We start from the raw sequence: 23,540 nt of genomic DNA on the forward strand, positions 1-23,540 counted from the left end.
ATACTAGATGGCGGGAGTCAGCTCTAGGCAAACAACCTCCAACGGTCAAAAGCAGTCTGCTTTCTGGCCATTGGAGGCTGTCTTTTTAATTCATCATATCATTTCCGTACTCTTAATTACTTCAGCGTCATTGTGCGGTCTTTTGTTTCCGCTGTGACCGGAACAATTGCATTGACAGAAGTATTATCGATTTCAATCGAATATGTCTTGTGGATCAGGCAGTTGACCGGATCTTCGGTTGCGATGACAAGGGCAAGGCTGTGTCCCGGCTGTATGGTATATCTTGTTGCGCAAAGATATACATGATAGTCGTGATATTCGCCTTTTTTCAGCTCAATGCTGTTGGCAGCGGTTTCCGGTTCATAACCTGCTTCCGGATTGCAAAGATCTGCGAAGGCACGTGTGATGACACGGTATTTCTTATGTACAGTCGAGAATTCGGCTTCGTTAAATGCCGGAAGATCGCCGCCGTTGATAATTCCGCCTTCTTTTACAGTTTCTACCGGGATAATGTTTCTTTCCGGATCTACAGTCTGAATACTGTCGAATTCTTCATCGCAGACATCACAGAGAAGAACGGCAATTTCCACGTCATCCATTCTGCCGGAAACTTTGGAAGAACCAAGTTTCATCGTAAGTGTATCGGCGTCGTTTGGATTTTCCGGATGGAAGTCTGCATCGGCGTCTCCGTCTTTTAAAGAAGCGCGCAGATTCAGGCGGACCGTGCCCTGGATCGTGACAGCCTCCTCGAACGGATCTGTCACATAGCGCTGACCCATATTGGTGGATTTTACTCCCATCACATCGTCGAAGTTTTCAGCGCTGATTCCTGCAGCTTTCCAGTCTGTATCGATGACAGATGTGCCGGTTCCGGCGCTTTCCAGTTTCATGCTGTAATCGGTATCCCAGGAATCGGATGTTTCCCATTTTTTCTGATCGTAGTTTGTCTGTACGAGAACTTCCGGCCTTGACTCGGCGCCGTTTTCCACGCCGTACAGATAATGGGAAATCCATTCATTTACAATGTCATCATAGAATTTTCCGTCAATCAGGATTCCGTAGTTTTTGTTCGGCATGGTAGGTGTGATGTGAGGACCCTGATGAAGGATTGTCTTAAAGGTCTGTCCGGATTTCTGGAAGGCTTTTACCATCATGTCAAATTGTTTGGTGGAGACGTTTTCATCGTTTAATCCCTGGACAATCAGTGCGCTGCACTTGATCCTGTCAGCATGCAGACGGTAGTTTCCGCTTCCCCAGAATTCCTCATCATAATCAAATCCGCACTTCAGCTGCTGCAGACTCAGCTCATGGTGGAATGCTGCAATGTCATCTTTTTGTTTTTCAGACAGTGTTTCATCATGATAACGGCTTGAGCAGTAGTAGGCAAGGAAGCTGTTTAACATCTCTTTTGGCCAGTAACGCTGTGCGCCCTGCATGTTCTGCTGGCTGTACCAGTCGGAAATTCCGGCAACAGGAACGATGGTTTTCAGTCCTTCTACGCCTGTTGTAGCCACTGCGAACGGCATGGTTCCGGCGTAGGATCTTCCTGTCATGGCAACGTTTCCGTTGGACCAGTCGGCTTTTGTAATGATAGTGCCGGTGCGGTCTGCGTAGGCAACACGGTCGCCGTGCAGCCATTCTACCACGGCTTTAAATGCGTCCCGTTCGTAATCAGATCCTACATAGTTAAATCCATCGGAGCCAAGCGCTCCGAGTCCCGCACTTGTGATCACCGCAAAGCCGCGGACAAGATAATAATTGAAGTTGTCAAGGTTTTCGTAAACCATACTGTCTGTGCTTCCCTTGTCCTTGTAATACCAGTCGGAGGGGTCTGATTTCAATGCAAGATCCATGGCGCTGATTTCACCTGTAGGAACACGCGGAGCAACTTCCTTTTTCAGATCGTTGAAATCGAATTTGCGGTATTCTTTTTCTGCAACCTCTTTCATATGATCGTAACCGTCTTCCTGAACACCGGCACAGTACGGGCGTGCCTCAAACAAAGAAGCGGCTTTGTAATTGCCTTCTACTGCACTGCGCGGAACCTGCACGAGAGTTTTAATCAGATCCCGCTTTCCATCTCCATCCATATCAAAATCAGATTCTACATACACACAATATCTGACAATATCGGATGTGGCAGGATCATAGTTTTCTCCTGTTTTTCCATCTGTAAACGGGAAAACAGGCTGTGCCAGTCCGTTTTCAAATACCGGCACTTTACTGTAAGAATTGTCTTTCATGATTGTCCTCCTCTTTTGCAGCAACATACCAAACGATGTTGTTATTTTTTCTCTACTAAATAGTATAATTTTTCTGTGAAACTTAGTCAATATTATGTTATGTGATAAATGCGAAAGAAGGGGCAACATTTCCTTCACAAACATTTAAGGAAATTTTCTTTCTTTTGTCCTTGATTCCTTTGGGGGATCGGTATATCATTAGTAAATATCATATGGCGCTGATTTTATATTGAGAAGACAGTGCCGGAGAAAGAGGGGATAAAAGTGTGGGAACTGTTTCAGAGTTTGTTTGAAAAAGCGGTATGGTTTTTAAAGCTGTACGTGATCGAGTACCGCTATCTGGTTGCATTTCTGGCATGCTTTGTATTTTTATATATTTTATTTATGCACTGGCTGAATATCCGGTTTTTCCGGATCCTGCGGGAGCCGGTAGCCATCATCTGTCTGGTGGTGGAGATCGTTGCGATTGCGTATTTTACGATTTTCTTCCGGGAACAGGGAGAGTCGCATACATATGAGCTGGAGCTGTTCTGGTCGTATAAGAAGTGGATTCTCGAAGGAAGTGTGGCCTTCGGCCTTGAGATTTTAAATAATATCGTGCTGTTTTTCCCGTTTGGATTCATTTTGACGGATGCGCTGCGGAGATGTCCGTTCTGGGCGGTTCTGCTGTCCTCCCTGGCGGTGAGCGGCTGTATTGAGATGAGCCAGCTTGTTTTCAGGCTTGGACTCTTTGAGTTTGACGATATTTTCAACAACGTGCTGGGAGCCGTGGCAGGATGGTGTGTATTTCACATCCTGCGGAGCTTCAAGAGGAGAAGAAGGCCGGAAAGCTCTTCGGTTTACTCCGGATAACGACAGCTTTGCTGTCTGATGCCTAGTGATCCCAGCGGAATAGACTGTTCTGATAGCGGGAGAGTGCGCGGTAGAGGATCATGCCAAGAACGCCGCAGCTGACGATTTCTCCTGCCGCGATGGAGATCATTAAAACCGGGATCGGCAGATGGACGCCATATCCATAATATAGAATCAGCGGCACGATCACGGTATTGGACAGGACCGGCGCAATTGGAAGGAGCAGAGGATTACAGTTACGCATCCGGTAGACGAGGACTGCTCCGATCAGCGTGGCGAGGCTTCCGAAAATAATATCCGGCAGGATCGCGCCTGAGAGAATATTTCCGATCAGGCATCCGATAAAAAGGCCCGGCACCGCAGCCGGTGTGAAGGCCGGCAGGATAGTAAGTGCTTCCGAGATGCGGATCTGGACTTCGCCGAATCCGAAAGGGGCAAAGAGCCAGGTCAGTATGACATAAATCGCGGCGATCATGGCCGCGTGGGCAATCAGTCGTGTTTTCTTGTGTCTCATAAGATTCCTCCAGTATTGTGTTGCAGTATCAAATCTGTAGTATAGCATGACCGGTCTGAAAAGACAAGAAAAACCAGGTACACTATCGCAGGAGAGCAGTCCGCTCCCGGTCTGCGGCAGGTGCCTGGTTTTCTAAAAAGCTTCAAATGGACTTAGAACTGGAATGCGTCTTTGATGCCCGGCCAGTTCTGGTCTCTTTCATTAATATTCAGCGGTGTACCATCGGAGAGAGTATATCCCGCGCAGGCTCCGCTTCCCGGATAAGTTCCGGTCACTTCCGGCCATTCAATGCCGATTTCCGGATCGTTCCATGCCAGTCCGCCGTCATCGCCCGGATGATAGAAATCTGTACATTTGTAGCAGAATTCGGCACTGTCGGACAGGACAAGATATCCGTGTGCAAAGCCTTCCGGTACATAAAACTGTTTCTTGTTTTCTTCGGTCAATTCGACTCCGTACCATTTTCCGTATGTTTGGGAGTCTTTTCTTAAATCCACAGCCACATCAAAGACGGAGCCTTTGATGACGCGGACAAGTTTTCCCTGAGGGAACTGTTTCTGGAAGTGCAGGCCGCGCAGAACGCCTTTTGTGGAGCTGGACTGGTTGTCCTGTACAAAATTCAGATGCAGGCCGGCTTCTTCCATATCATTCTGATTATAGGTTTCCATAAAATATCCGCGGTTATCGCCATGTACGGCCGGTGTGATGACACAGAGACCTTCGATTCCGCCGACATTTTTTTCTACTGTGATCTGTCCCATTTCAATCGATCTCCTTTCGCAACGTTTCTGTTATTAAAATTCCAGTTCGGTCAGATAGCGGTGAAGAGCATCTTTCCAGTCCGGCAGCGGTGTAAATCCGTTCTGAACCAGCTTGGATTTATCCAGGCGGCTGTTAAACGGTCTGCTTGCTTTGGATACGCCGTATTCCTCCGTGGTAACAGGAAGTACGGTGAGATGCTCTGCATCGTATTCCGGATGACCAAGTTCAGCTGCCTGGCGGAAGATTTCCACAGCAAAATCATACCAGCTGATATATCCGCCCTCGTTGGTTGCATGATAATAGCCATATTTGTCTGTTTCGATCATGTCTGCCAGAAGTTTCGCAAGATCGTAAGTGTAGGTCGGTGTTCCGATCTGATCGTTGACTACTGTAAGTTTGTCGTGTGATTTGCCGACATTGAGCATTGTCTTGATAAAGTTCTTTCCGTTTTGTCCGAATACCCATGCAATGCGGACAATGAAATATTTTTCCAGCTGTCCGGATACTGCAAGTTCTCCTTCGAGCTTGGTCTTTCCGTAGATATTAAGCGGAGCATAATCTTTACAGTCCGCCTCCCACGGGGTTGTCCCCTGTCCGTCAAAGACATAGTCCGTGGACAGATAAACCATCTTACAGCCTTCCGGTCTGGAGGCATCGAGTTTCTTTACCGCTTTGACAATATTTTCCGTTCCGACGGTATTGACCTGACGCACTTTTTCTTCCATATCTTCCGCAAGGTCCACGGCAGTCCATGCCGCGCAGTGCACGACCACATCCGGAGATTCCTGAAGAAGGACGCGTTCTACCGCCGCTTCATCGGTGATATCCAAAGAGACATACGGTGCTTTTGTGACAGCGGTACCGTCCTGAGCTCCGCTGTACTCCGGGGCAAGGTCAGAACCGGTGCAGGTGTAATTTCCTGCCTGGTTACTGGTACGTTCTGTCAGTTCGTTGATGACATCATGGCCGAGCTGGCCGGCCACACCGGTTACAAATACTTTCATGATGACTGACTCCTTCCTGATGTTTCTGACGGCAGCCTAACGGTTTCCGTACATTTCCTCATAGTAGTTCTGGTATTCACCGGAAACAATCGTTTCCCACCAGTCCTGGTTGTCCAGATACCACTGGATTGTCTTCTGGATTCCATCCTCGAATTTTGTTTCCGGAAGCCATCCAAGCTCTTCGTGAATCTTTGTCGGATCGATCGCGTAGCGCATATCATGGCCCTTGCGGTCTGTCACATGTGTGATCAGGCTTTCCGGTTTGCCAAGTGCTTTACAGATGATTTTTACAATATCGATGTTTTTCATTTCATTGTGTCCGCCGACATTGTAAACTTCTCCGACACGTCCTTTGTGGATGATGAGATCAATGGCTTTGCAGTGATCCTCCACATAGAGCCAGTCGCGGACATTGATTCCTTCTCCGTAAACCGGAAGCGGCTTGTCATGCAGCGCGTTGATAATCATCAGCGGGATAAGCTTCTCCGGGAAATGGTACGGCCCGTAGTTGTTGGAGCAGCGGCTGATCGTCACCGGAAGTCCGTAAGTGCGGTAGTATGCAAGCACGAGAAGGTCGGCAGCTGCCTTGGAGGAGCTGTACGGGCTGCTTGTGTGAATCGGAGTCTCTTCGGTGAAGAACAGATCCGGTCTGTCAAGCGGAAGGTCGCCGTAAACTTCGTCTGTGGATACCTGGTGATATCTCTGAATACCGTATTTGCGGCAGGCGTCCATCAGGACGGAAGTACCGATGATGTTTGTCTCAAGGAAAACCTGCGGATTTTCGATGGAACGGTCTACATGGCTTTCAGCAGCGAAGTTGACCACGATATCCGGGTGCTCTTCCTCGAAGAGACGGTACACTGCTTCACGGTCTGTGATGCTTTCCTTGACGAAGCGGAAATTCGGATTGTCCATGACCGGGGCAAGAGTGGAAAGATTACCCGCATAGGTCAGGCAGTCCAGGCAGATGATCCGGTAGTCCGGGTATTTGTTTAACATGTGAAAAATAAAGTTGGAACCGATGAAACCGGCTCCTCCGGTTACGATAATATTCATTTTCTTTTCCTCCTGAAATCCATTCTAACGCAGTGCGTCCAGATATTTTCCATCCAGTACGTCTTTTAAATACTGGCCGTACTGATTTTTCTTTAATACTTCGTAGACTTTCAGCACATCCTCTTTGGAAATCCAGTTGTTCAGATATGCAATCTCCTCGAGGCAGGCAATTTTACGGTGCTGGTGTGTTTCCATGGTTTTCACAAAGTTGGTAGCATCTACGAGACTTTCGTGGGTTCCGGTATCCAGCCAGGTGAATCCCTGTCCCAGAAGCTCTACATTCAGAGCACCTTTTTCCAGATAGATCCGGTTCAGATCTGTGATTTCCAGCTCTCCTCTGGCACTCGGCTTTAAGTTCTTCGCGTATTCGACAACATGATTGTCGTAGAAGTAAAGTCCTGTCACGCAGTAGTTGCTCTTCGGATGTTCCGGCTTTTCTTCAATAGAAACAGCCTTGCCCTCAGAGTCGAATTCAACGATACCGAAGCGCTCCGGATCATCTACATAGTAACCGAAAACAGTAGCGCCGTTTCCGGATTCTGCATTTTCTACGGCAGCTTTCAGACGTTTCTTCAGTCCGTGTCCTGCGAAAATATTGTCTCCGAGCACCATGGCAACGGAATCGTCACCGATGAAATCCGCTCCGATGATAAATGCCTGGGCAAGTCCGTCCGGGCTTGGCTGTACTGCGTAGGACAGCTGGATTCCGAACTGGCTTCCGTCCTTTAAAAGCTCCTCAAACCGCGGTGTGTCCTGCGGTGTGGAGATGATCAGGATATCCCGGATTCCTGCATTCATCAGAACAGACAACGGATAGTAGATCATCGGCTTGTCGTAAATCGGAAGCAGCTGTTTGGATGTGACCATGGTCAGTGGGTAGAGGCGGGTTCCGGAGCCGCCTGCAAGAATGATTCCTTTCATATGAACCTCCTTTGATCGTTACATGATTTTATCTTTTTTCAGTCTTATTCTTTCCTGTTGTTCCTATCATAACAGGTGCCCCTGGGGCACCTGCAAGCCTTTTTTGAAAAAAACTGAAATTTATTTGACACACAGGAAGCAGCCGGCATCTTTCGTGACATGAAAAGAAGGGTCTGTCTGCTTTTTGACAAAGGCTGAAAATTCCTTATAACGTTCCAGAATGTACTGGTTCTGGTTGCCGTGGCAGGACAGAATATAGGAGATCAAAGGCTCCGGGTCCGGCACGGTCAGAAAGTCCTCGTATTGTTTCCATGTGATCCGGGAAAAATAAGGGGAAAGAATGTCTCTTCCATTTTCTTTTCCGAACCGGTCGTACAGTTTGGTGGAAGAAAGGACGATCCGGTCGTCAAAGGAGGAAACAAGCTGAGAGATTTCCTTCATATGTTCCTGACCATAGGTACTGCACAAAAAGGTGCCGCCGGGTTTCAGCACCCTTGCAATTTCCGCGCATGCGGCGGAGATGTCATCGCAGTAAAAAAGAACATGGTTTGCGATGACCAGATCAAAACTTTCGTCCCCATAGGGAATTGTCTCACAGTCAAAGGTCCGGAAAGAAAAGCGGGAGGAGTCAGCTCCCAGTGTACGCCTTGCGTCACGAAGCATCCCGTTTGAGATATCGGATAAGACGACAACCAGATTATCCGGAAGGGTGTCCAGATTTTCTTTCCAGAATGTGCCGTCCCCGCATCCGACTTCCAGTACCCGGATACCGGCAGAAAACGGTGCCGTCTCACGGATCCAGGAGAACCAGCTCTGTCGGTTGTGCGCGTAACGTGTATGGAGGTGAATCCGGGCGGAAATATTGGAGGCATTCTGGTACTGATTTTTCATGCTGGTTTCCATACCGAGATCATGGATCAGACTCAGCATGTTGCTCCAGTTGACCGTTTTATGGTCTGAGATCAGCTGGGTTGTTTCCTGAATGGTGCGGGCTACGATCTGCAGCTGTTCGATGCGGTCCTCCACAAGCTTTTTCTGCAGATTCAAAGAATCCATCATAAAGTGTGTATCGGAAGCGTTGATCGTCATTTCCATAATATCAGACAGAGAAAATCCCAGAGCCTTTAAAAGCAGAATCTGCTGCAGGCGTGCCAGATCGTCGTCCGTATAGAATCTGGTTCTGGTAGCAGGATCGACATAGGATGGTTTCAATATATTATGTTCATCGTAATACCGGATGGTTTTTTTCGTAATGTGTGCAAGCTTCATCAGCTCACCGGTCGAGTAATAACCTTCTTTTTTCATGAGACGGGCTCCTTTCGTACCTTCATTATAAGGAAAAATGCAGGGCAGAGCAATCGTGAATTTCCAGAACGTTACTGCGGCAGAAAGAAGGAGGAGGAAGAAGGCTTTCTTCCGGAGGAAAGATGTGTTACACTATAAAAGACTAAATGGAAAAGGACGAAAAAAGATGGATATTCAAAAACTTTCAGAAGAGACAGGATGTAATTTACAGGCAGCACTTGGACGGCTGAATGGAATGGAGGCACTGTACGGGCGGCTCCTGAAAAAATTCATAGACGATCCTACCTTTCAGGAACTCAAAGAGGCGGTAAAGGCAGAGGATCTGAAAGCAATCGAGACAAAAGCGCACACACTCAAAGGAACCGCGGCCAATCTGGGACTGGATATTTTAAGTGAAAAGAGCCATGAGATAGTCTGTGCCGTGCGGGAAGGCCGGCCGGAAGAAACGGAAGCACTGTTTGCAGAGTGTGAAGCCAGATATGAGCGGATACTTGCGGCATTGCGCAGAATGGAATAGCGGATCAGAAATGAGAAGAGAGGACTGGTGAGGATATGAACATGCGGGAAGACGGGTTTGACGAGGAAAAGTCAGCGGTGCTCATTGTAGATGATAATGAGATCAACCGCATGATTTTGTGTGAGACATTCAAAGGACGGGATGAAATACTGGAGGCAGAAAACGGAGAAGAAGCGCTTGCGCTGATCCGACGGAATCCCGGAAGTATCTCGGCGGTTCTTCTGGATATTGTCATGCCGAAGATGGATGGACTGGCCCTGCTTGAAATTCTGAACCGCGAAGGACTGACGGAGACGATTCCGGTTTTTCTGATTACAGCGGACACTTCGGAGCAGAACATGCAGCGGGGATATCAGCTGGGAGCAATGGACATTATTGAAAAGCCGATTGTTCCGTACTTTGTAAAAAAGCGCGTGGAAAGCGTTGTGGAACTGTTTCGCGCAAGAAAGCGTCTGAGCAATACGGTTGATCTCCAGCATCAGCAGCTTCTCGCTCAGGAACTTGAGATTTACGAACTGAATAACGCGATCATCGAGACTCTTTCTACGGCTATCGAGTTCAGAAGTGGTGAATCCGGCGCCCACGTAAAGCGGATCAAGGAACTGACGGGTCTCTTTTTACGGGAGTTGTGCCGGATGAATCCGGAAAAATATCAGTTTGAAGAAGAAGAGATTGAAATGATTTCCGCTGCAGCGATCATGCATGATGTCGGGAAGATTGCGATCCCGGATCAGATTTTGAACAAGCCGGGAAAACTGACAAAGGAAGAGTTTGAGGTAATGAAACAGCATACACTCAAAGGCTGTGAAATCTTACAGCAGATTCCAAAATATCATGCGAATCCGCTTTACCGGTACGCTTATGACATCTGCCGGCATCATCATGAGAGATGGGACGGCAGGGGATACCCGGATGGACTGAAAGGAGAAGAGACAGCTGTCTGGTCTCAGGTAGTGGCGATTGCGGATGTCTTTGACGCTTTAACCAACAAACGGGTATACAAGCCGGCATTCTCAGTGGAAAAGGCGTTTTCCATGATAGAAAACGGCGAGTGTGGAGCGTTTAATCCGGATCTGACAGCGTGCCTGAAAGAGATCGTCCGGGATATGGGAGAACTCCCTTCAGGAGGAACGTCATGAAAAAGAAAAAGAAAATATACTGGTCGCTGATTTTATGTATTATCATAGCGGCTGTAGTGTTTCCGTTCAGTGTTACGCAGATGAGGGATACGCTTTTGAAGAGTGGACAGTCGATGGGGGCAGAGGTCGCGTCCAAATACGGGGCGAAAGAGGAAATGTATACAGAGCAGTATGAATATCTGCTGAATCTGCTGGAGTACCAGCTAAGGCCCGGCAATACCATTGTGGATACAGAACAGTTTATGAAAAACTTCCTTAATATGGCAGATGAGACCATGAACCTGACAGGACTTGAAATCTACAGTTACATTGACGGAGAGATTGCAGCGGCAACACCATGGGAAGACGACGTATCCTACCATGTGGAAGAGACGGACTGGTATCAGGGAGCGCTCCGGACAGACGGGATTTATTATACCGATGTGTACGAGGATGTCAGACTCAAGACAGAGGTTGTGACACTTGCAAAACGGATTGAAGGAACAGAAAATGTTGTGGCGGCGGACTTGTATCCGGAGAACATGGCCGACAGTATTCTGGAAGATCTTCCGGATCAGAGCCATTATTTTCTTTCAGACGGGGAAGGAACACTGCTGAACTGGCATGTAACGAGAAAAGATCTTTCTAAGGAAGAAATTCAGAATCGATATCTTGGATTTTTCCATGATATCAAGGCCGGCAAGCATGCCTCCTATGATTCTCCGATTGAAGGGATGGATGGAAAGCAACGGGGAGTTTACTATTTTGAGCTGGACAATGGCTGGTATTCCGTCATTACCATCCCCTTTGATCAGCTCCTGGAGCCGCTGAAGGAATCCTGGGGAATGTTTCTTCTTGTAATGATGTTTTTTATCATTCTTCTCATTGCGTTCCTTCTGCTGGAATACCGGGCGAATAAAAAAGCCAGACTTTACAATGATATTGTACGGGTGCTGGGGAATTCCTATTATGCGCTTTACATGATTGATCTGAACCAAAACCAGTACTTTATGTTGAAAGGGTCGGATTATGTCAGAGAGCGTCTGCCCCAGAAGGGCAGCTATGATGCACTGCTGGATATTCTCAAAGAGATTGTGGAAGATGATACGTACCAGCAGTTCAGGGAGGCGTTTGCACGGGACAATATGTTTGAGCTCACCCGGCAAAGAGTCAGGGATTTCGGCGGAGACTTTAAAAGAATGTTCAATCAGGAGTACCGCTGGGTTCATGTGCAGATGCTGTATGATGAATCGCTGCAGCAGGATTCGGTTGTACTTTGCTTTAAGGATATCGATAATACGAAGAAGCAGGAGCTTTCCCGCATGGAATTCATGCAGGAATCTCTGGATTCGGTGGATCAGATGGCAAAGTCCAAAAACATTTTTTTCTCCAATATGTCCCATGACATGAGAACGCCGCTGAACGGTATCATTGGTCTGACCAATCTTGCCATGTCAAATCTGGAGGATCCGGAACGGACCAAAGATACATTCCGCAAGATTCAGGGACTCAGTAACCAGCTGCTGACATTGATCAACGATATTCTTGAACTGTCGAAGATGGAGCAGGGGAAACTGGAAATCCGCAATCAGAATTTTAATATCCGGGAAAATATGGAAGAGCTTGTTTTTGTCTATCAGACACAGATTACGGACAAACAGAAGCAGTTCGATGTTCTGATTCATGTGGATGACGAATGGGTCAACAGTGACTGGAGCAGGATTCAGCAGATTCTGGACAATCTGCTTTCCAATGCGTTCAAGTTTACGGAGGAAAATGGAAAGATCCGGCTTCAGGTGACAGAGCAGAAAGACTCCAACAGTAAATTTGGAAAATACCAGATTATTGTGGAAGATGACGGCGCAGGCATGAGCCGGGATTTCCTGAAAAAGATTTTCATCCCTTTTGAGCGGGAAACCAAATTCGGGGCAGCAAAGGTTGCGGGAACCGGACTTGGGATGCCGATCGTGCATGACCTGGTCATCAAAATGCAGGGAACGATTGAGGTGACGAGCAGTCTGGGAAACGGAACGACATTTACAGTGATGCTCCCGCTGGAAATCTGTAACACAGATGCATCCGGCAACACGGAACAAAGCGGGGAGGACACAACAGACAGCGTGGAGGAACTGGACGGAAACGGAAGGAAGGTGCTGATTGCCGAGGACAATGAGATCAATATGGAAATCGGTGTTGAGATTCTCCGGATGTTCGGCTTCGAAGTGGAGCAGGCATGGAACGGAAAGGAAGCACTGGATCTGTTCCGGGAGAGCGAAGAAAACGAGTATGCTCTGATCGTTATGGATATGAAGATGCCTGTGATGGACGGATGTGAGGCTGCCAGACAGATCCGGCGTCTGAATCGTCCGGACGCAAAGACGATCCCGATCATCGCTGCGACAGCCAACGCTTTTACGGAAGATATTGCACTGACGCAGAAAGCGGGCATGAACGCGCACATTTCCAAGCCGATCGACTTTGATGTGCTGAAAAAGACCATTGCAAAATTACTGAAATAAGGCAAAAATATAGGGGCGGAAGAGATGATCTTCCGTCCCTTTTTTTTGAACAGGCTTACAGTTTACGTTTTAACATTTCCGGATTGGATGCGTGGGAAAGTGCTTCGGTCTCCGATATCTTCCCGGATTTGTAAAGTGCCAGAATGCTGTTATCCATGGAAAGCATATCTTTTCCGGCGGAAGAGTAGATCAGACCGTCAATCTGATGGATCTTGTTCTCCCGGATCATATTACGGATGGCAGGAGTGGTAGTCATCAGCTCAAAAGCAGGAACCAGTGTCTCGTCCTTTGCCGGAATGAGCTGCTGCGATACAACTGCCTGAAGCACCGAGGAAAGCTGCACCGAGATCTGACGCTGCTGGTTTGGCGGGAAGACATCGATGATCCGGTCGATGGTGTTGGCCGCACCCAGAGTATGCAGGGTGGAAAGGACAAGATGTCCGGTTTCGGCTGCTGTCATGGCAACGGAAATCGTCTCAAAGTCCCGCATTTCTCCAAGCAGGATGACGTCCGGGCTCTGCCGCAGGGAGGCCCGAAGAGCGGTAAGATAGCTTTCCGTATCGGAGCTGATCTCACGCTGACTTACGATGCTTTTCTTATGCCGGTGGAGAAATTCCAGCGGATCCTCCAGAGTGATGATATGCTTTTCCTGCGTCCGGTTGATTTCATCGATGATACAGGCAAGGGTGGTGGATTTTCCGCTTCCTGCCGGTCCGGTCACAAGCACCAGTCCTTTTTTCATATCGGACAGGCGGATGATGGACTCCGGAATTCCGAGAGCATCCGGGTTCGGAAGTTCAAAAGTGATGACCCGGATTACAGCGGACAGAGAACCACGCTGACGGTATGTACTGACACGATACCGGGACAGGCCCTGCACCGCAAAGGAAAAATCATCATCCCCACAGGCGAGAAAACGGGAAATATCCCTGTGTCCGGCGAGATCATAAATTTCCCTCACAAAGGCTTCGCACTGATCAGGCATCATCCGTTCTTCATCCGCCTGAATCAGCTTGCCGTTCTTTTTATAGGAAAGCGGGCGCCCGGCCACGATAAAGAGGTCGGACGCTCCTTCCTGTGTCGTTTTTGTTAAAAATTCAAGTGCATTCATACGCTATTCCTCCGAAAACAACTCATCCATTGTATCACTGTTCAGAACCGGTACTGACGTATCGTTGTTCCATTCGTGTGTATTTTCCACTTTCCATGCTTCAATCTGGTAATAGTCCCCGTTTTCCTGCGGCTCGGCAGACAGTGTCAAAGAGACGAAAAGCTGCTGGTTTTCATTGATGGGAACATGATAGGAGAGGGCATTCTCCTCAGAAAATGTGATCCCGCTATTCCCCTCCAGATCGGACCGGACTTCGGAAAGAAAATCCGGGGAGCCTGCGTGGGAAGCAAGCGAATTTCTGACAGTAAGCAGAATATCATTAGCCTCATTTTCCGCCTCATAGTATTCGGTCGTCCTGTCCGCGCTTTTGGTGCTGAGATTCAGATACGCTCTGGCGCTGACAACAGAAAGCACCGAAAAGGTCAGAAGACACAGCAGGACGAAGATCAGTACAATCGAGGTCGTCCCTGTACTCAAAAAATTCTTTCTTCTAGGATTCATCTTCCGGTGCCTCCTTTCCGTCCGACTGTGGAACGAAGCGGAGCTCCAGTTCGTAGAGCGGATCCGCTCCTGCGCGCTCCATGTAGATATGCGCATGAATCATGCCGGATTCTTCGGACGTTTCTGCATGCAGCGTAAAGACCGCATCCTTCTCTGGGCAGGAAGTTCCCTCTTCATCGTAGAAGACAAGGAAATCATCGCCGCTTTTTGCTGCGTCAGGGAAGTGTTCGCGGATCGAAGCATAAGATCTGTCAGTATATTTCAGTACAGAAGCCATGCTGGAAACCTGGGCAGACGCAAAGCTCAAGTCCTTTGCTTCCGTGCTGAGGGAATGGGCTTTCACAAACGCCCGCACACAGACGGCGCTTCCAATCGAAAAAAACAAGATCGCGATAATCAGCTCGATCAAAAACAGGCTGGATTTGCTGCTGTTTCGTGTACTCATGGAACTCTCCCTTCTTTATTATGATTCGATGCTGGAAGCGGAGCCGCTTCTCAGATGCAAAAGGCAGGACACCGGTGCAGAGCCGGAATCCGCCGCGGTCACCCGGATAAATCCGTCTTCTTCCTCCACGGAGAACGTATCCACTTCCAGAATCTGTTCTCCCTGCTCTTTGGAAAATCCGGTTCCTTCTTTCACGACCAGTTCGCAAAGCCAGCCGTCATAGGGGTAAATATAGGTCAGATAAGTTTCCCCGCCTGCATTGTCGCTCAGAACAAGGATGGTATTTCCGTCGTCATCATCTGTCAGATAGACGCCTCCGGCCGAATCATGCTGGCGGATTTTCTCGGCGGTGTAGGAAAGCGCGGTCCGCGTTGCATAATTTTCCTCCATATTTGCTGCGGTTTTGCGATAAACGTCAGAGCCGATGATCACTACAATCAGGGCCGAGGCGGCAAACAGACAGAATAAAGACAGCGTAAAAAACAGATCGACAATGTGGCCCTGGTTTTTTCGCTTATTCCTCATTGAAATCCACCTCCGTTTCATTCAGCGCAAAGACATCGATGGACGGCATCAGGTTGGAGGCGGTCACCTCATAGGAAACCACATATTTATCATCGTCATAAGTAAGTCCATAATGATCTTCCAGATATTCCAGACTTTCCGGATAAAATCCCTCCAGCGCATAACATTGGACAGAACTTCGGATGACAGCCTGCTTCAGACTCTCCAGCTCCTGTTCGGACGTTGTCTTTGAAATGGAAGAAAGTCCTCCAAGAAACCAGAAGAGAATCACGCAGAAGATCCCGATGGAAATCAGATATTTGACCCCCGTCATGCGCCGGGGCTGTTTCGTGAATCGATTCATAAATTCCTCCCAAGAACGATTAGCCGATATTGGACATGATTCCCATCAGAGGGAGCATGACCGACAACAGAATCAGACCGACAATAATGGAAAGAATGGCTACAAGAGTCGGCTCCAGCTTTGCCACCAGATCACTCATCCGGGAGTCAATCTCTTCGTCATACTGTGCGGAAATCTGTTTCATTACATCATCCATGGCGCCGGTCTTGTATCCGATGGAAACCATGCGCGCATAGATGCCGGAAAACATATTGGTCTGTGACACTGCATCCGCAAAGGAAGTCCCCTCCAGAATCAGTGCCTGGATATTCCGGATCTTTTCCTGAATCACAGGGTGGTCCACAAGCCGGGAAACCATTTCCAGACTCTGATCCGTATCAAGCCCGCTTGAAAGGGAAAGATACATGCCGCTTGCAAAGCGGGAGCAGGCGATCTTTTCCATCAGTTTCCGGGTCGGAAGAAAGGATCTTGCAAAGACACGGATCTGACGGCGCCCCTTTGCGGTAAAGGCAAAATAGAGAAAAAGCCCGGCGATCACTGCAGCAACAAGGACAAATACGAGCGCATAGCGGCTGACTGTGTTTCCAAGAGAAAGAATTGTCCCGGAAATACCGCCAAGGCCGGTGCCGAGCTGCTGGAATACTTCATTAAATACAGGCAGTACCTTTACAATCAGGACAAAGATGACGACAATCATCATGCCCAGCATGACAAGAGGATAGGAGACTGCGCTTTTGATGTTTTTGGCCATCTCGTCCTCTCTGCGGTAATGCTCCGAAAGAGAAGCCATGACGTCATCGAGACGTCCGGACTGTTCCCCGATCTCCACCATGCTGCAAAGATACGGCGGAAACACTTCCGATGCGGTAAGAGCTTCGTAAAGACTTCCGGTTTCCTCCATTGTCCGGATCATCCCGGAAAGGAGCTCCTGTCCTTCTCCTTTCGGGCTATCTTCCTGCATGATCGAAAGCCCCTCAAGCGACGAGATCCCGGAACGCAGGATCAGGGCAAACTGACTGCAGAACGTTGTTAATTCGGTATTGGATAAAGTTTTCATAATACTCCTTTCTGAACTGCGGCTGCAACTAATGCAGGTACTGAAGGTTATAATTGGAACCATCGCCGATATATTTCAGAATCTTTTCATTATTTTCATTGCTGGAGGCGAAGGTCGGATCCATCCTCGTCCACGCATCTCCCGTAAATTCGATTAGTTTATCGATCCACCCGATGTCTTCGATGTAGACGCTGATCCATGCATGATAGATTTTTCCGGAATATCCGATCTCAAGACGGGTCGGGATATTCTGGGAACGGAGCATGGCCGTGGTCAGCGCGGCATAGTCAAAACAGATCCCCTTTCCGGTGGAAAGCGTCTCGTCCACATCCGGCAGATAACCGGCAGGAACTGTCTCGGCCTTTTCCGTGTCGTAAGACACATGCTCGATGACGAAATGGTACACATCCGCCACGGCGTCCAGATCGGAGGAAGCGCTCTTTACCACTTCGGAGGCCTTCTGAACCGCCCGGGACTCCGAAGAGAAATTCACATACTGGTTCGGGTACAGATACGGCAGCAGCTCGTCCGCCAGTGTGACCTCAATCGTTTCCTTATATAAAGATGCATATTGATTGTCTACGATATTCTCATATCCGGCAATCGTATAAGTGCCGCTCCCGGATGTGAGCGGCAACGTCACATACTCTCCGGGAGTTGTGATGAAATATTTATAGGTGATTCCATCCGGGCCGGTGATCTGAATGTTTGCCTTCGATGCGGAACCGTCATAAAGAGCCATCAGATAGCCCTGGTCCGTGTGAGAGATATCCAGAGTCAGAGGCGGTCCGCCAAGAAGACCCGTCCCGGATGCTTCCGGTACATAAACGTGCGGCGTCGAGTCACGTGTCCCGGCCTTGCCATCCCCGGATCCACCGCCGGAAGAAGATTTCCCCCCGGAAGAGCATCCGGAAACAAGAAGGACGAGACAGAAAAGAAGCCCGCACAGAATCACAAGTCTGCGTTTCAGATTCATCAAAAAACTCCTATCTTAGTTTTGAAATGATTTCAGCCTTTCGGCCAGATGCCGTTTGGAAGCGCGCAGGTGCCGCTTGGCAGTACTGAGAGAACAGTCAAGAAACACGGCAATCTCTTCCAGCTTCAGGTCATGCTCGTACCGCAGGAGAAATGCCTGACGCTCTGCAAAAGGGAGCTCATCCAGAGCTTCCCGGTAATGAGCTAAAAACTCCCGGTCAGAGATGTCACGGAAGCAGTCCTCCTCGGAAGCGATACTAAGCACCCTCGGATCACTGGTAAAATCAGTCTGCTCGTTCTGACTGCTGCCTGCTTTCCGGGGAAAATCACAGCAGATATGATAAATAATCTGATTCATCCAGGAGTGGAACAGAGAATCCTCTTTCAAGGCATCTATATTTTTGTAAATGGAAGTGTAGATTTCCTGCACTGCATCCTGAGCCAGATAAGGGTCTTTCAGAAATGCGAAAGCATATTTGTAAACCCTCTGGTATGTATAGTTGTATAATTCTGCGAAAGCCTTCCCATCATGTTTCCGGATAAAACCGGAAAGATAAGAAAGATATTTCGTGTCAAATGATTCATGTGACATCGTTAAACCTCTTGTCGTTTATAAATTAAACCGGACTGTTTTTCTGTTATGTCTTTTAAGTATACCATTTGCGAAACAGGAAAACAAGGCAGGAGAAAGGAATCGATCCTTTTCCTGGCCTTGTTCTGAAAATAGAAATTTATCGACTTTCTTCAGTGCCGGATTCATCAGCCGGCTGCAGGAGGGAAACAAGACGGTTTCCGTTTTTGTCCGGTATCGTGATATACATATCCTCGGATGGATACGGAAAAACGACCAGCCCGTCTGCAGCGTCAAAGGATTCCGGCTTTATCATGCCGGAAGAAGTCGTGGCATAGATACCGTCATAGTCAACGCCGGAATCACCAATATCCCGGACATGAATTTCAATAAGGCTGCCCGTGTGCATATGTGACACGATGACAGGCGCCTGATCGTCAATCGAATCAATTGACAGGCCCTGCTCTGACCGGATACCGGAAATGGAAACCACTTCCAGAAGAAGGTATCCGTTTTCACTGACCTCAATGGAATAGCCGTTGTTTCCAAGAGTGTCTACATTGATCGTTTTCTCGTTCAAAGAAGCGCTGACATCACGGACTGGAAAAAGTGCATCTACCTGAAATGTTACAGTAGCACTTGCCGCATTGGAAGACGGAGCTGCCTTCACACGGGAAATCGCAGGTTTCTGAAGAAACCCGGTTCCGCAAAAAGCAAACAGGCAGGCCGCCGCCAGTACGCAGGTGCCCCGCAAAACATAACGGCCGATAAAACGACGGTGATATGCACAGCCTGAATGACGGGTTAAAGATGGGTTTAATTCAAGCTCTGAAACGATATTCTGAAAAAGCTGGTCTGCGGCTTTTTTGTCGTGAAGAAAATCAGATGTTTCAGAATGCCTGTTAGTACGGTTGTTCTCTTCATGTTTCATGATTCCACAAGTCCTTTCTGCAATAAATGTTAGTAACCGGTTTGTGACAATATAAATGTGAATCTAATTATCTATGGCGAAAACAGAGCCGGTTTCGCCTACAACGGAAGTTTAATGATAAACCGACGTGCTTTGCCAGGTCCTTTGACCAGAACAAAAAGAAGATCGTCCGGATAACTTCCGCAATTAACCTTTCTATATATTTTAGACGGTGAAAAAGTGCAAAACGGTTCACAAAATCGAAAAAAAACTTGAAAAAATTAAAAAAAGCAGCGGAAAAATAAAAAAAATGGAAATGTTTTCCATTTTTTTTAGACCGTAGTACGAAAAACACCGTCAGGACCTGAGAAAAATGAAACGCAAAAATGGCGAAAAAACAGGCTGTTTTCCATGTGCCGTCCATTCAGAAGAAAAAATTTGAAAAATATGAAAAAAAAATGAAGAAAATGTGACCCTTTTTTGAAGTTTGTTCCGTCTTTATATAGTGTAGGGGTAAATTTTTCCCCTATATGTATGAACCATGATGCCGTGAGGCATGGAGGGAATACAAAAATTTTAAAAGGAAAGGAGGGGAAAAGAGATGAGACGAGCAAAAAGGATTACAGCATTGGCAGTAGCGGCTGCAATGGTGTTTTCTAATGTCGCATATGCGGCACCGGGAACAGACACAACTACTACACAGGCAGGTGCCGAAAGTGCCGAATCTCTTAATTCCCAAAGCGATGCATCGGGAGGCATAGAGGGGCAGGCATCTGATCAGACGGGAAATGGCACAGATTCTTCAGCGCAGGCTGAACAGCAGACTGAAACGAAGAAAACTGACACGCAGAATACCACGACAGATGCAGGCAGTCAGACTGAGGCTCAGACGACACAGGAAGAGACAGCAAAAGAAGAAACGACAAAAGACGAAACTTCTTCCCAAACTCCGAGCACGGATACACAGACCCAGGAGACTCCATCTACGGATGCGGAAGCTCAGAAAGCTGAAGAAAAGCAGGAAGATTCCAAGACCGGAGAAGAGAAGGTCCTCTACGATATCACCTTCGAGACGCCGGAAAAACACGGTAAAGTTACCGATATGGACGGCAACGAAGTGGCCGACGGCAAAACTTTAAAGACGGACGAAAATGGAAAAGTCCAGTTTAAGGTAAAAGCCGACGACGGATATCAGGTATCCGCAGTGTACCAGATGCCTGACGAGAAGACACCGCTCAGGCTGGTGAAAGACAGCTACTACGAACTCCAGGTAGATGAGAATACTACTGTCAAAGTCGTATATCAGAAGATACCTGAAGCAAACGAAGATGGCGAGGACGCGGATAGTAAAGCGGAGGAGCCGAAGGAGGATGCCGGGGCTAAGACGGAAGATCAGCAGACGACAGGTGAAGCTGAAAATCAGAAACAGAATTCTGTAGAGAATGATAACTCTTCTGAAAAGAATACAGATTCCCAAGTACCGACAGGCAAGATTAGAGCAATCAACTTATTAGTAGCAGGAACTGTTGAGGTAGATGTCTATAATAGTAATGATGAACGACTTGAAACTATCGATATTCCGCAAGGAAATATTACGGAATCTACATATGCAAAATCAGGATATCAGTTTTTGTATGCTCAAACTTCAGGCGGAACAAGATTAGACTATGTTGGAACTTATAATAACAACATATATTATGCAACTGTTTCAGGGAATGAAGGGTATTATCAACCAGCAACAATTTTAGGAGAAAATGAACGAATACAGTTGATCTATGACGAAATTGGTTATCCGATCGAGCTGGAAATATCTGGAAACGGAGCAGATGTTAAAGGGAATACAGTAAACTGCCCAAACAATTCAACATTAAACAAAGGGTTTAATATTGAAGTCACAACAGCAAGAGGATATGAAACTTCGGTTTTTGTGAATGATGAAGAAATCTCTTCAGATAATACAGTGTATAACATTCCTGCAGAAAAAGCTGTGCCAGGGCGCGATGGTAAAATCAAGGTTGAAGTTAACTTTGAGAAAGTAGAACAATATCATGCCTGGGTAGAAGAAATTGAGCTGGAAAACTATCATGGTGCTACTTGGACAAACATTGGCCGGAGTGAAAACTCGAAAGTTGCCTTCAATGCGGGCGGAGAATATACATTCCAGGTTTCAATAGCATATGGATCAAACGATTGGCGATTTAATTCTTTGCAGATCAATGGAGAATATGTAAATGTTCCGACCAGTTATGCAAAAGGTGCTGTCTCAGAAGATGTATTGTCAACAGGAACTAATGTCAAAATAGAATTAGTTGAAATACCAACTGAGAAACCGTGGTGGGCGGGAGGTGGAAAAACAGGACAATACAGATATAAAGTTACTTTGTCCAATGTTTATGAAGATATTGTCATCACCGGAGGAAATTTCCGTGCGAACTCTTGGAAAGAAATTATGCCAAATAAAATAGAAGGCGTAGATCTTGAGGTTTTTGACAATGATAATGGTGTTCAGAATTGGAAAGCAGCTGAAGAAGCTGTTCCGTTGGGATATGACAGCCAGGGAGATGGAGATAGCATTCGGTTTCGGTATAAGATAAAACCTGGGTATGGTAATATTAATGTTGATGTGGATGCCGGCACATTAGGTCGAATAACATCAAGCAATGGATATTACTATTTTACCATTCAAGAAAGTTCTGAAGGATGTACGGTCTTGAATATTACGGCAAAAGTTTTAATTTATACGGTTCAATATACTGGCGGTTCAGGTAATGATGTGCAGAATCTTCCGACAAATTCTAATAGTTACAGTATTTCTGGAGCATCTGGGACATATTCGGATATCTTTGTAGGGAACGAAACACCAATTTCCTCTGGAAAACAATTTAATGGGTGGAAAATCAAAAACTGCGATCAGACATATTGGCCAGGAGATACAATCCCATTAGAGGATGTTGCGGAGTATGCTACAGAAGACAATAAAATTATTTTCGAGGCCCAGTGGGTTGCAGAAGGAGCAAATCCGGAAAGATATGCTTATAATATTGAAGTGTACAAGCAAAGCCAGACTAATCCGGAATCATATGACGAGGTAGAGTCAGAAGGTGAAACAAAAACAGCTCAGTATGGTCAAAGTATCACGATTATAAATAGACCGCATGAAAAAGAAGGTGTAGGAGATACATATAAAGGATATCACCTTAATGATGAAAAATCCCATCTTACAATAACCGGAGTAAATGGTGACACCACAGTTAAATTCTATTATGACTTAGACACCTATACAATCAGCTATGATAAAGGAGAGGTGGCGAGTGCTTCTGAAGTTCCTGCTACAACAAGTGTACCATGGGGAACCAGTCAGACTGTAAGTGATGCGAAACCTACTTCGTCTGGCTATGTGTTTACTGGATGGAAAATTCAGAATTCTGGCGTAGATGTTGAAGATAATAGATTCACGATGCCGCAAGAGAATGTAAGATTTGTTGCTCAGTGGAAAGAAATTGAAACCAGTGACATCATAGGTGATTATGCCAATGCAGAAGATATTGGAAATAATCAAGAAGTGTATCGTCAAGGTGAGATTTATTTAAATGTTTATGTTGACGGTAAACGGGTACAGGATCAAGATGCTGCTGTAAGATCTGGAGTATTAAAATTTGGCTATTACCAATATGATTGCGTTGACATGAAAATCACTTTACACGGAGATTATATTCTTAACAGCGTATATGCAAAGCAAGTCCAGGGAGAAACAGATCCAAAAGATATTACCCAGAATGGTAAAGAAGTTACTGTTGATAATGTGGCGGATGGAAGTACGGTGTATGTATATCTGACAACAAAATATAACGTTGAATATTCAACAAATCCAGCCGGACTTGTAGAAAATCCTGTTGATAATAATATATATACTATTATCAAAAAAGGAACATGCCCAGACGGATTTAAAGCCTATTTGCCGAAAATCAGTGCTCTTGATAAGATTGAGGTGAAGAATTTACCGGAGAAACAAGGATATACAGCGACTGGATGGACAACTGAAAGTAATGCAACGCAGTCTGCAAGACCATGGAGTGTACAAGATGCTATTGAAGACGGAGCAGCTGGCGAGGACACGATTATTACTTTAAAAGCTGTGTACACAGCACAGGCAAGAAGCCTGAAAGTGAACTATGTAATGGATGATGAAAAGGGAACAGCCCTTAAGGCACCATACACAGAAGCTACCAGCTACGATGCAGCATACGACCTGACAGAGCAGATCCCGGCTGAGATTGTCTATGACGAAGAC

The 23,540-nt window shown here is 46.8% G+C and carries 21 protein-coding genes; 5 read left to right on the forward strand and 16 right to left on the reverse strand.

Translation table 11 applies throughout. The annotated features are described in order from the left end of the window. Window positions 1–116: 116 nt before the first annotated feature. Window positions 117–2,243 carry a CocE/NonD family hydrolase gene (locus H6A32_RS00940; RefSeq protein WP_204863543.1) on the reverse strand — a complete coding sequence of 709 codons (2,127 nt, stop codon included), beginning with the start codon at window positions 2,241–2,243 and terminating at the stop codon, window positions 117–119. A gap of 264 nt (window positions 2,244–2,507) precedes the next feature. On the opposite strand from H6A32_RS00940, the gene H6A32_RS00945 reads away from it, so the two are divergent. Further along, window positions 2,508–3,095 (forward strand): VanZ family protein, encoded by a 588-nt coding sequence (locus tag H6A32_RS00945; RefSeq protein WP_191426521.1) that lies wholly within the window; start codon window positions 2,508–2,510, stop codon window positions 3,093–3,095. A 22-nt stretch (window positions 3,096–3,117) separates the two neighbouring features. On the opposite strand, the gene H6A32_RS00950 is transcribed toward H6A32_RS00945, so the two are convergent. From H6A32_RS00950 to H6A32_RS00975, 6 genes are all read right to left on the reverse strand, one after another. Next, window positions 3,118–3,609 carry a QueT transporter family protein gene (locus tag H6A32_RS00950; protein WP_087254784.1) on the reverse strand — a complete coding sequence of 164 codons (492 nt, stop codon included), beginning with the start codon at window positions 3,607–3,609 and terminating at the stop codon, window positions 3,118–3,120. 152 nt (window positions 3,610–3,761) lie between these two features. Continuing rightward, the gene (gene rfbC / locus H6A32_RS00955; protein WP_087169548.1) at window positions 3,762–4,370 is read right to left on the reverse strand and encodes a dTDP-4-dehydrorhamnose 3,5-epimerase; all 609 of its coding nucleotides are present in this window, start codon (window positions 4,368–4,370) and stop codon (window positions 3,762–3,764) included. A gap of 33 nt (window positions 4,371–4,403) precedes the next feature. Then, window positions 4,404–5,375 (reverse strand): dTDP-4-dehydrorhamnose reductase, encoded by a 972-nt coding sequence (gene rfbD / locus H6A32_RS00960; RefSeq protein WP_191426524.1) that lies wholly within the window; start codon window positions 5,373–5,375, stop codon window positions 4,404–4,406. 36 nt (window positions 5,376–5,411) lie between these two features. Next, entirely contained in the window at window positions 5,412–6,431 is a 1,020-nt protein-coding gene (rfbB, locus tag H6A32_RS00965) for a dTDP-glucose 4,6-dehydratase (protein ID WP_087254781.1), read from the reverse strand. A 24-nt stretch (window positions 6,432–6,455) separates the two neighbouring features. Beyond that, window positions 6,456–7,352, reverse strand: coding sequence for a glucose-1-phosphate thymidylyltransferase RfbA (gene rfbA, locus H6A32_RS00970; RefSeq protein ID WP_087254778.1), 897 nt, complete (start codon window positions 7,350–7,352; stop codon window positions 6,456–6,458). A 120-nt stretch (window positions 7,353–7,472) separates the two neighbouring features. Next, on the reverse strand, window positions 7,473–8,657 hold the full coding sequence (locus tag H6A32_RS00975; RefSeq protein ID WP_087254775.1) for a MerR family transcriptional regulator: 1,185 nt from the start codon (window positions 8,655–8,657) through the stop codon (window positions 7,473–7,475). A 166-nt stretch (window positions 8,658–8,823) separates the two neighbouring features. Between H6A32_RS00975 and H6A32_RS00980 the strand changes: the two genes are divergently transcribed. From H6A32_RS00980 to H6A32_RS00990, 3 genes are read left to right on the forward strand one after another with little or no spacing between them, the layout of a single operon-like run. Beyond that, the gene (locus H6A32_RS00980; RefSeq protein WP_191426525.1) at window positions 8,824–9,174 is read left to right on the forward strand and encodes an Hpt domain-containing protein; all 351 of its coding nucleotides are present in this window, start codon (window positions 8,824–8,826) and stop codon (window positions 9,172–9,174) included. A gap of 35 nt (window positions 9,175–9,209) precedes the next feature. Continuing rightward, the gene (locus H6A32_RS00985; protein ID WP_191426526.1) at window positions 9,210–10,313 is read left to right on the forward strand and encodes an HD-GYP domain-containing protein; all 1,104 of its coding nucleotides are present in this window, start codon (window positions 9,210–9,212) and stop codon (window positions 10,311–10,313) included. Beyond that, window positions 10,310–12,811 carry a hybrid sensor histidine kinase/response regulator gene (locus H6A32_RS00990; RefSeq protein WP_204863544.1) on the forward strand — a complete coding sequence of 834 codons (2,502 nt, stop codon included), beginning with the start codon at window positions 10,310–10,312 and terminating at the stop codon, window positions 12,809–12,811. Before H6A32_RS00985 ends, H6A32_RS00990 begins: the two co-directional genes overlap by 4 nt. Before the next feature lie 55 nt (window positions 12,812–12,866). On the opposite strand, the gene H6A32_RS00995 is transcribed toward H6A32_RS00990, so the two are convergent. The 9 genes from H6A32_RS00995 to H6A32_RS01035 form a co-directional block, all read right to left on the reverse strand. Further along, window positions 12,867–13,922, reverse strand: a complete 1,056-nt coding sequence (locus H6A32_RS00995) for a type IV pilus twitching motility protein PilT (protein WP_118635644.1) — start codon at window positions 13,920–13,922, stop codon at window positions 12,867–12,869. Window positions 13,923–13,925: 3 nt separating this feature from the next. Beyond that, on the reverse strand, window positions 13,926–14,423 hold the full coding sequence (locus tag H6A32_RS01000; protein WP_204863545.1) for a hypothetical protein: 498 nt from the start codon (window positions 14,421–14,423) through the stop codon (window positions 13,926–13,928). Beyond that, window positions 14,413–14,868: a type IV pilus modification PilV family protein gene (locus H6A32_RS01005; protein ID WP_087254757.1), complete on the reverse strand. Its 456-nt coding sequence runs from the start codon at window positions 14,866–14,868 to the stop codon at window positions 14,413–14,415. Before H6A32_RS01005 ends, H6A32_RS01000 begins: the two co-directional genes overlap by 11 nt. An 18-nt stretch (window positions 14,869–14,886) precedes the next feature. Next, on the reverse strand, window positions 14,887–15,393 hold the full coding sequence (locus H6A32_RS01010; protein ID WP_204863546.1) for a DUF4860 domain-containing protein: 507 nt from the start codon (window positions 15,391–15,393) through the stop codon (window positions 14,887–14,889). Beyond that, the gene (locus H6A32_RS01015) at window positions 15,383–15,736 is read right to left on the reverse strand and encodes a hypothetical protein (protein WP_118635642.1); all 354 of its coding nucleotides are present in this window, start codon (window positions 15,734–15,736) and stop codon (window positions 15,383–15,385) included. Before H6A32_RS01015 ends, H6A32_RS01010 begins: the two co-directional genes overlap by 11 nt. Before the next feature lie 19 nt (window positions 15,737–15,755). Continuing rightward, window positions 15,756–16,793 carry a type II secretion system F family protein gene (locus tag H6A32_RS01020; protein ID WP_204863547.1) on the reverse strand — a complete coding sequence of 346 codons (1,038 nt, stop codon included), beginning with the start codon at window positions 16,791–16,793 and terminating at the stop codon, window positions 15,756–15,758. A gap of 28 nt (window positions 16,794–16,821) precedes the next feature. Further along, window positions 16,822–17,769, reverse strand: a complete 948-nt coding sequence (locus tag H6A32_RS01025) for a transglutaminase-like domain-containing protein (protein WP_204863548.1) — start codon at window positions 17,767–17,769, stop codon at window positions 16,822–16,824. A 15-nt stretch (window positions 17,770–17,784) separates the two neighbouring features. Then, a complete protein-coding gene (locus H6A32_RS01030) occupies window positions 17,785–18,360 on the reverse strand; it encodes an RNA polymerase sigma factor (protein ID WP_204863549.1) in 576 nt (191 codons plus the stop codon). Window positions 18,361–18,499: 139 nt separating this feature from the next. Further along, a complete protein-coding gene (locus H6A32_RS01035) occupies window positions 18,500–19,270 on the reverse strand; it encodes a hypothetical protein (RefSeq protein ID WP_118635639.1) in 771 nt (256 codons plus the stop codon). Window positions 19,271–19,850: 580 nt separating this feature from the next. Here H6A32_RS01035 and H6A32_RS01040 point away from each other — a divergent pair. Beyond that, window positions 19,851–23,540: InlB B-repeat-containing protein (locus H6A32_RS01040; protein WP_204863550.1), on the forward strand; the 3,690-nt coding region annotated here is incomplete at its 3' end.

This window comes from Drancourtella massiliensis (assembly GCF_016900655.1).
GTDB lineage: Bacteria > Bacillota > Clostridia > Lachnospirales > Lachnospiraceae > Sellimonas > Sellimonas catena.

What these genes read in the sequence shown, in the direction of transcription:
- H6A32_RS00940 (WP_204863543.1), bottom strand. Translation starts at nt 2,243, where the DNA reads ATGAAAGACAATTCTTACAGTAAAGTGCCGGTATTTGAAAACGGACTG.
- H6A32_RS01020 (WP_204863547.1), bottom strand. Translation starts at nt 16,793, where the DNA reads ATGAAAACTTTATCCAATACCGAATTAACAACGTTCTGCAGTCAGTTT.
- rfbB (WP_087254781.1), bottom strand. Translation starts at nt 6,431, where the DNA reads ATGAATATTATCGTAACCGGAGGAGCCGGTTTCATCGGTTCCAACTTT.
- H6A32_RS00975 (WP_087254775.1), bottom strand. Translation starts at nt 8,657, where the DNA reads ATGAAAAAAGAAGGTTATTACTCGACCGGTGAGCTGATGAAGCTTGCA.
- H6A32_RS00995 (WP_118635644.1), bottom strand. Translation starts at nt 13,922, where the DNA reads ATGAATGCACTTGAATTTTTAACAAAAACGACACAGGAAGGAGCGTCC.
- rfbA (WP_087254778.1), bottom strand. Translation starts at nt 7,352, where the DNA reads ATGAAAGGAATCATTCTTGCAGGCGGCTCCGGAACCCGCCTCTACCCA.
- H6A32_RS00985 (WP_191426526.1), top strand. Translation starts at nt 9,210, where the DNA reads ATGAACATGCGGGAAGACGGGTTTGACGAGGAAAAGTCAGCGGTGCTC.
- H6A32_RS00950 (WP_087254784.1), bottom strand. Translation starts at nt 3,609, where the DNA reads ATGAGACACAAGAAAACACGACTGATTGCCCACGCGGCCATGATCGCC.
- H6A32_RS00990 (WP_204863544.1), top strand. Translation starts at nt 10,310, where the DNA reads ATGAAAAAGAAAAAGAAAATATACTGGTCGCTGATTTTATGTATTATC.
- H6A32_RS01015 (WP_118635642.1), bottom strand. Translation starts at nt 15,736, where the DNA reads ATGAATCGATTCACGAAACAGCCCCGGCGCATGACGGGGGTCAAATAT.
- H6A32_RS01000 (WP_204863545.1), bottom strand. Translation starts at nt 14,423, where the DNA reads ATGAATCCTAGAAGAAAGAATTTTTTGAGTACAGGGACGACCTCGATT.
- H6A32_RS01005 (WP_087254757.1), bottom strand. Translation starts at nt 14,868, where the DNA reads ATGAGTACACGAAACAGCAGCAAATCCAGCCTGTTTTTGATCGAGCTG.
- rfbC (WP_087169548.1), bottom strand. Translation starts at nt 4,370, where the DNA reads ATGGGACAGATCACAGTAGAAAAAAATGTCGGCGGAATCGAAGGTCTC.
- H6A32_RS01030 (WP_204863549.1), bottom strand. Translation starts at nt 18,360, where the DNA reads ATGTCACATGAATCATTTGACACGAAATATCTTTCTTATCTTTCCGGT.
- H6A32_RS01025 (WP_204863548.1), bottom strand. Translation starts at nt 17,769, where the DNA reads ATGAATCTGAAACGCAGACTTGTGATTCTGTGCGGGCTTCTTTTCTGT.
- H6A32_RS01035 (WP_118635639.1), bottom strand. Translation starts at nt 19,270, where the DNA reads ATGAAACATGAAGAGAACAACCGTACTAACAGGCATTCTGAAACATCT.
- H6A32_RS00980 (WP_191426525.1), top strand. Translation starts at nt 8,824, where the DNA reads ATGGATATTCAAAAACTTTCAGAAGAGACAGGATGTAATTTACAGGCA.
- rfbD (WP_191426524.1), bottom strand. Translation starts at nt 5,375, where the DNA reads ATGAAAGTATTTGTAACCGGTGTGGCCGGCCAGCTCGGCCATGATGTC.
- H6A32_RS01010 (WP_204863546.1), bottom strand. Translation starts at nt 15,393, where the DNA reads ATGAGGAATAAGCGAAAAAACCAGGGCCACATTGTCGATCTGTTTTTT.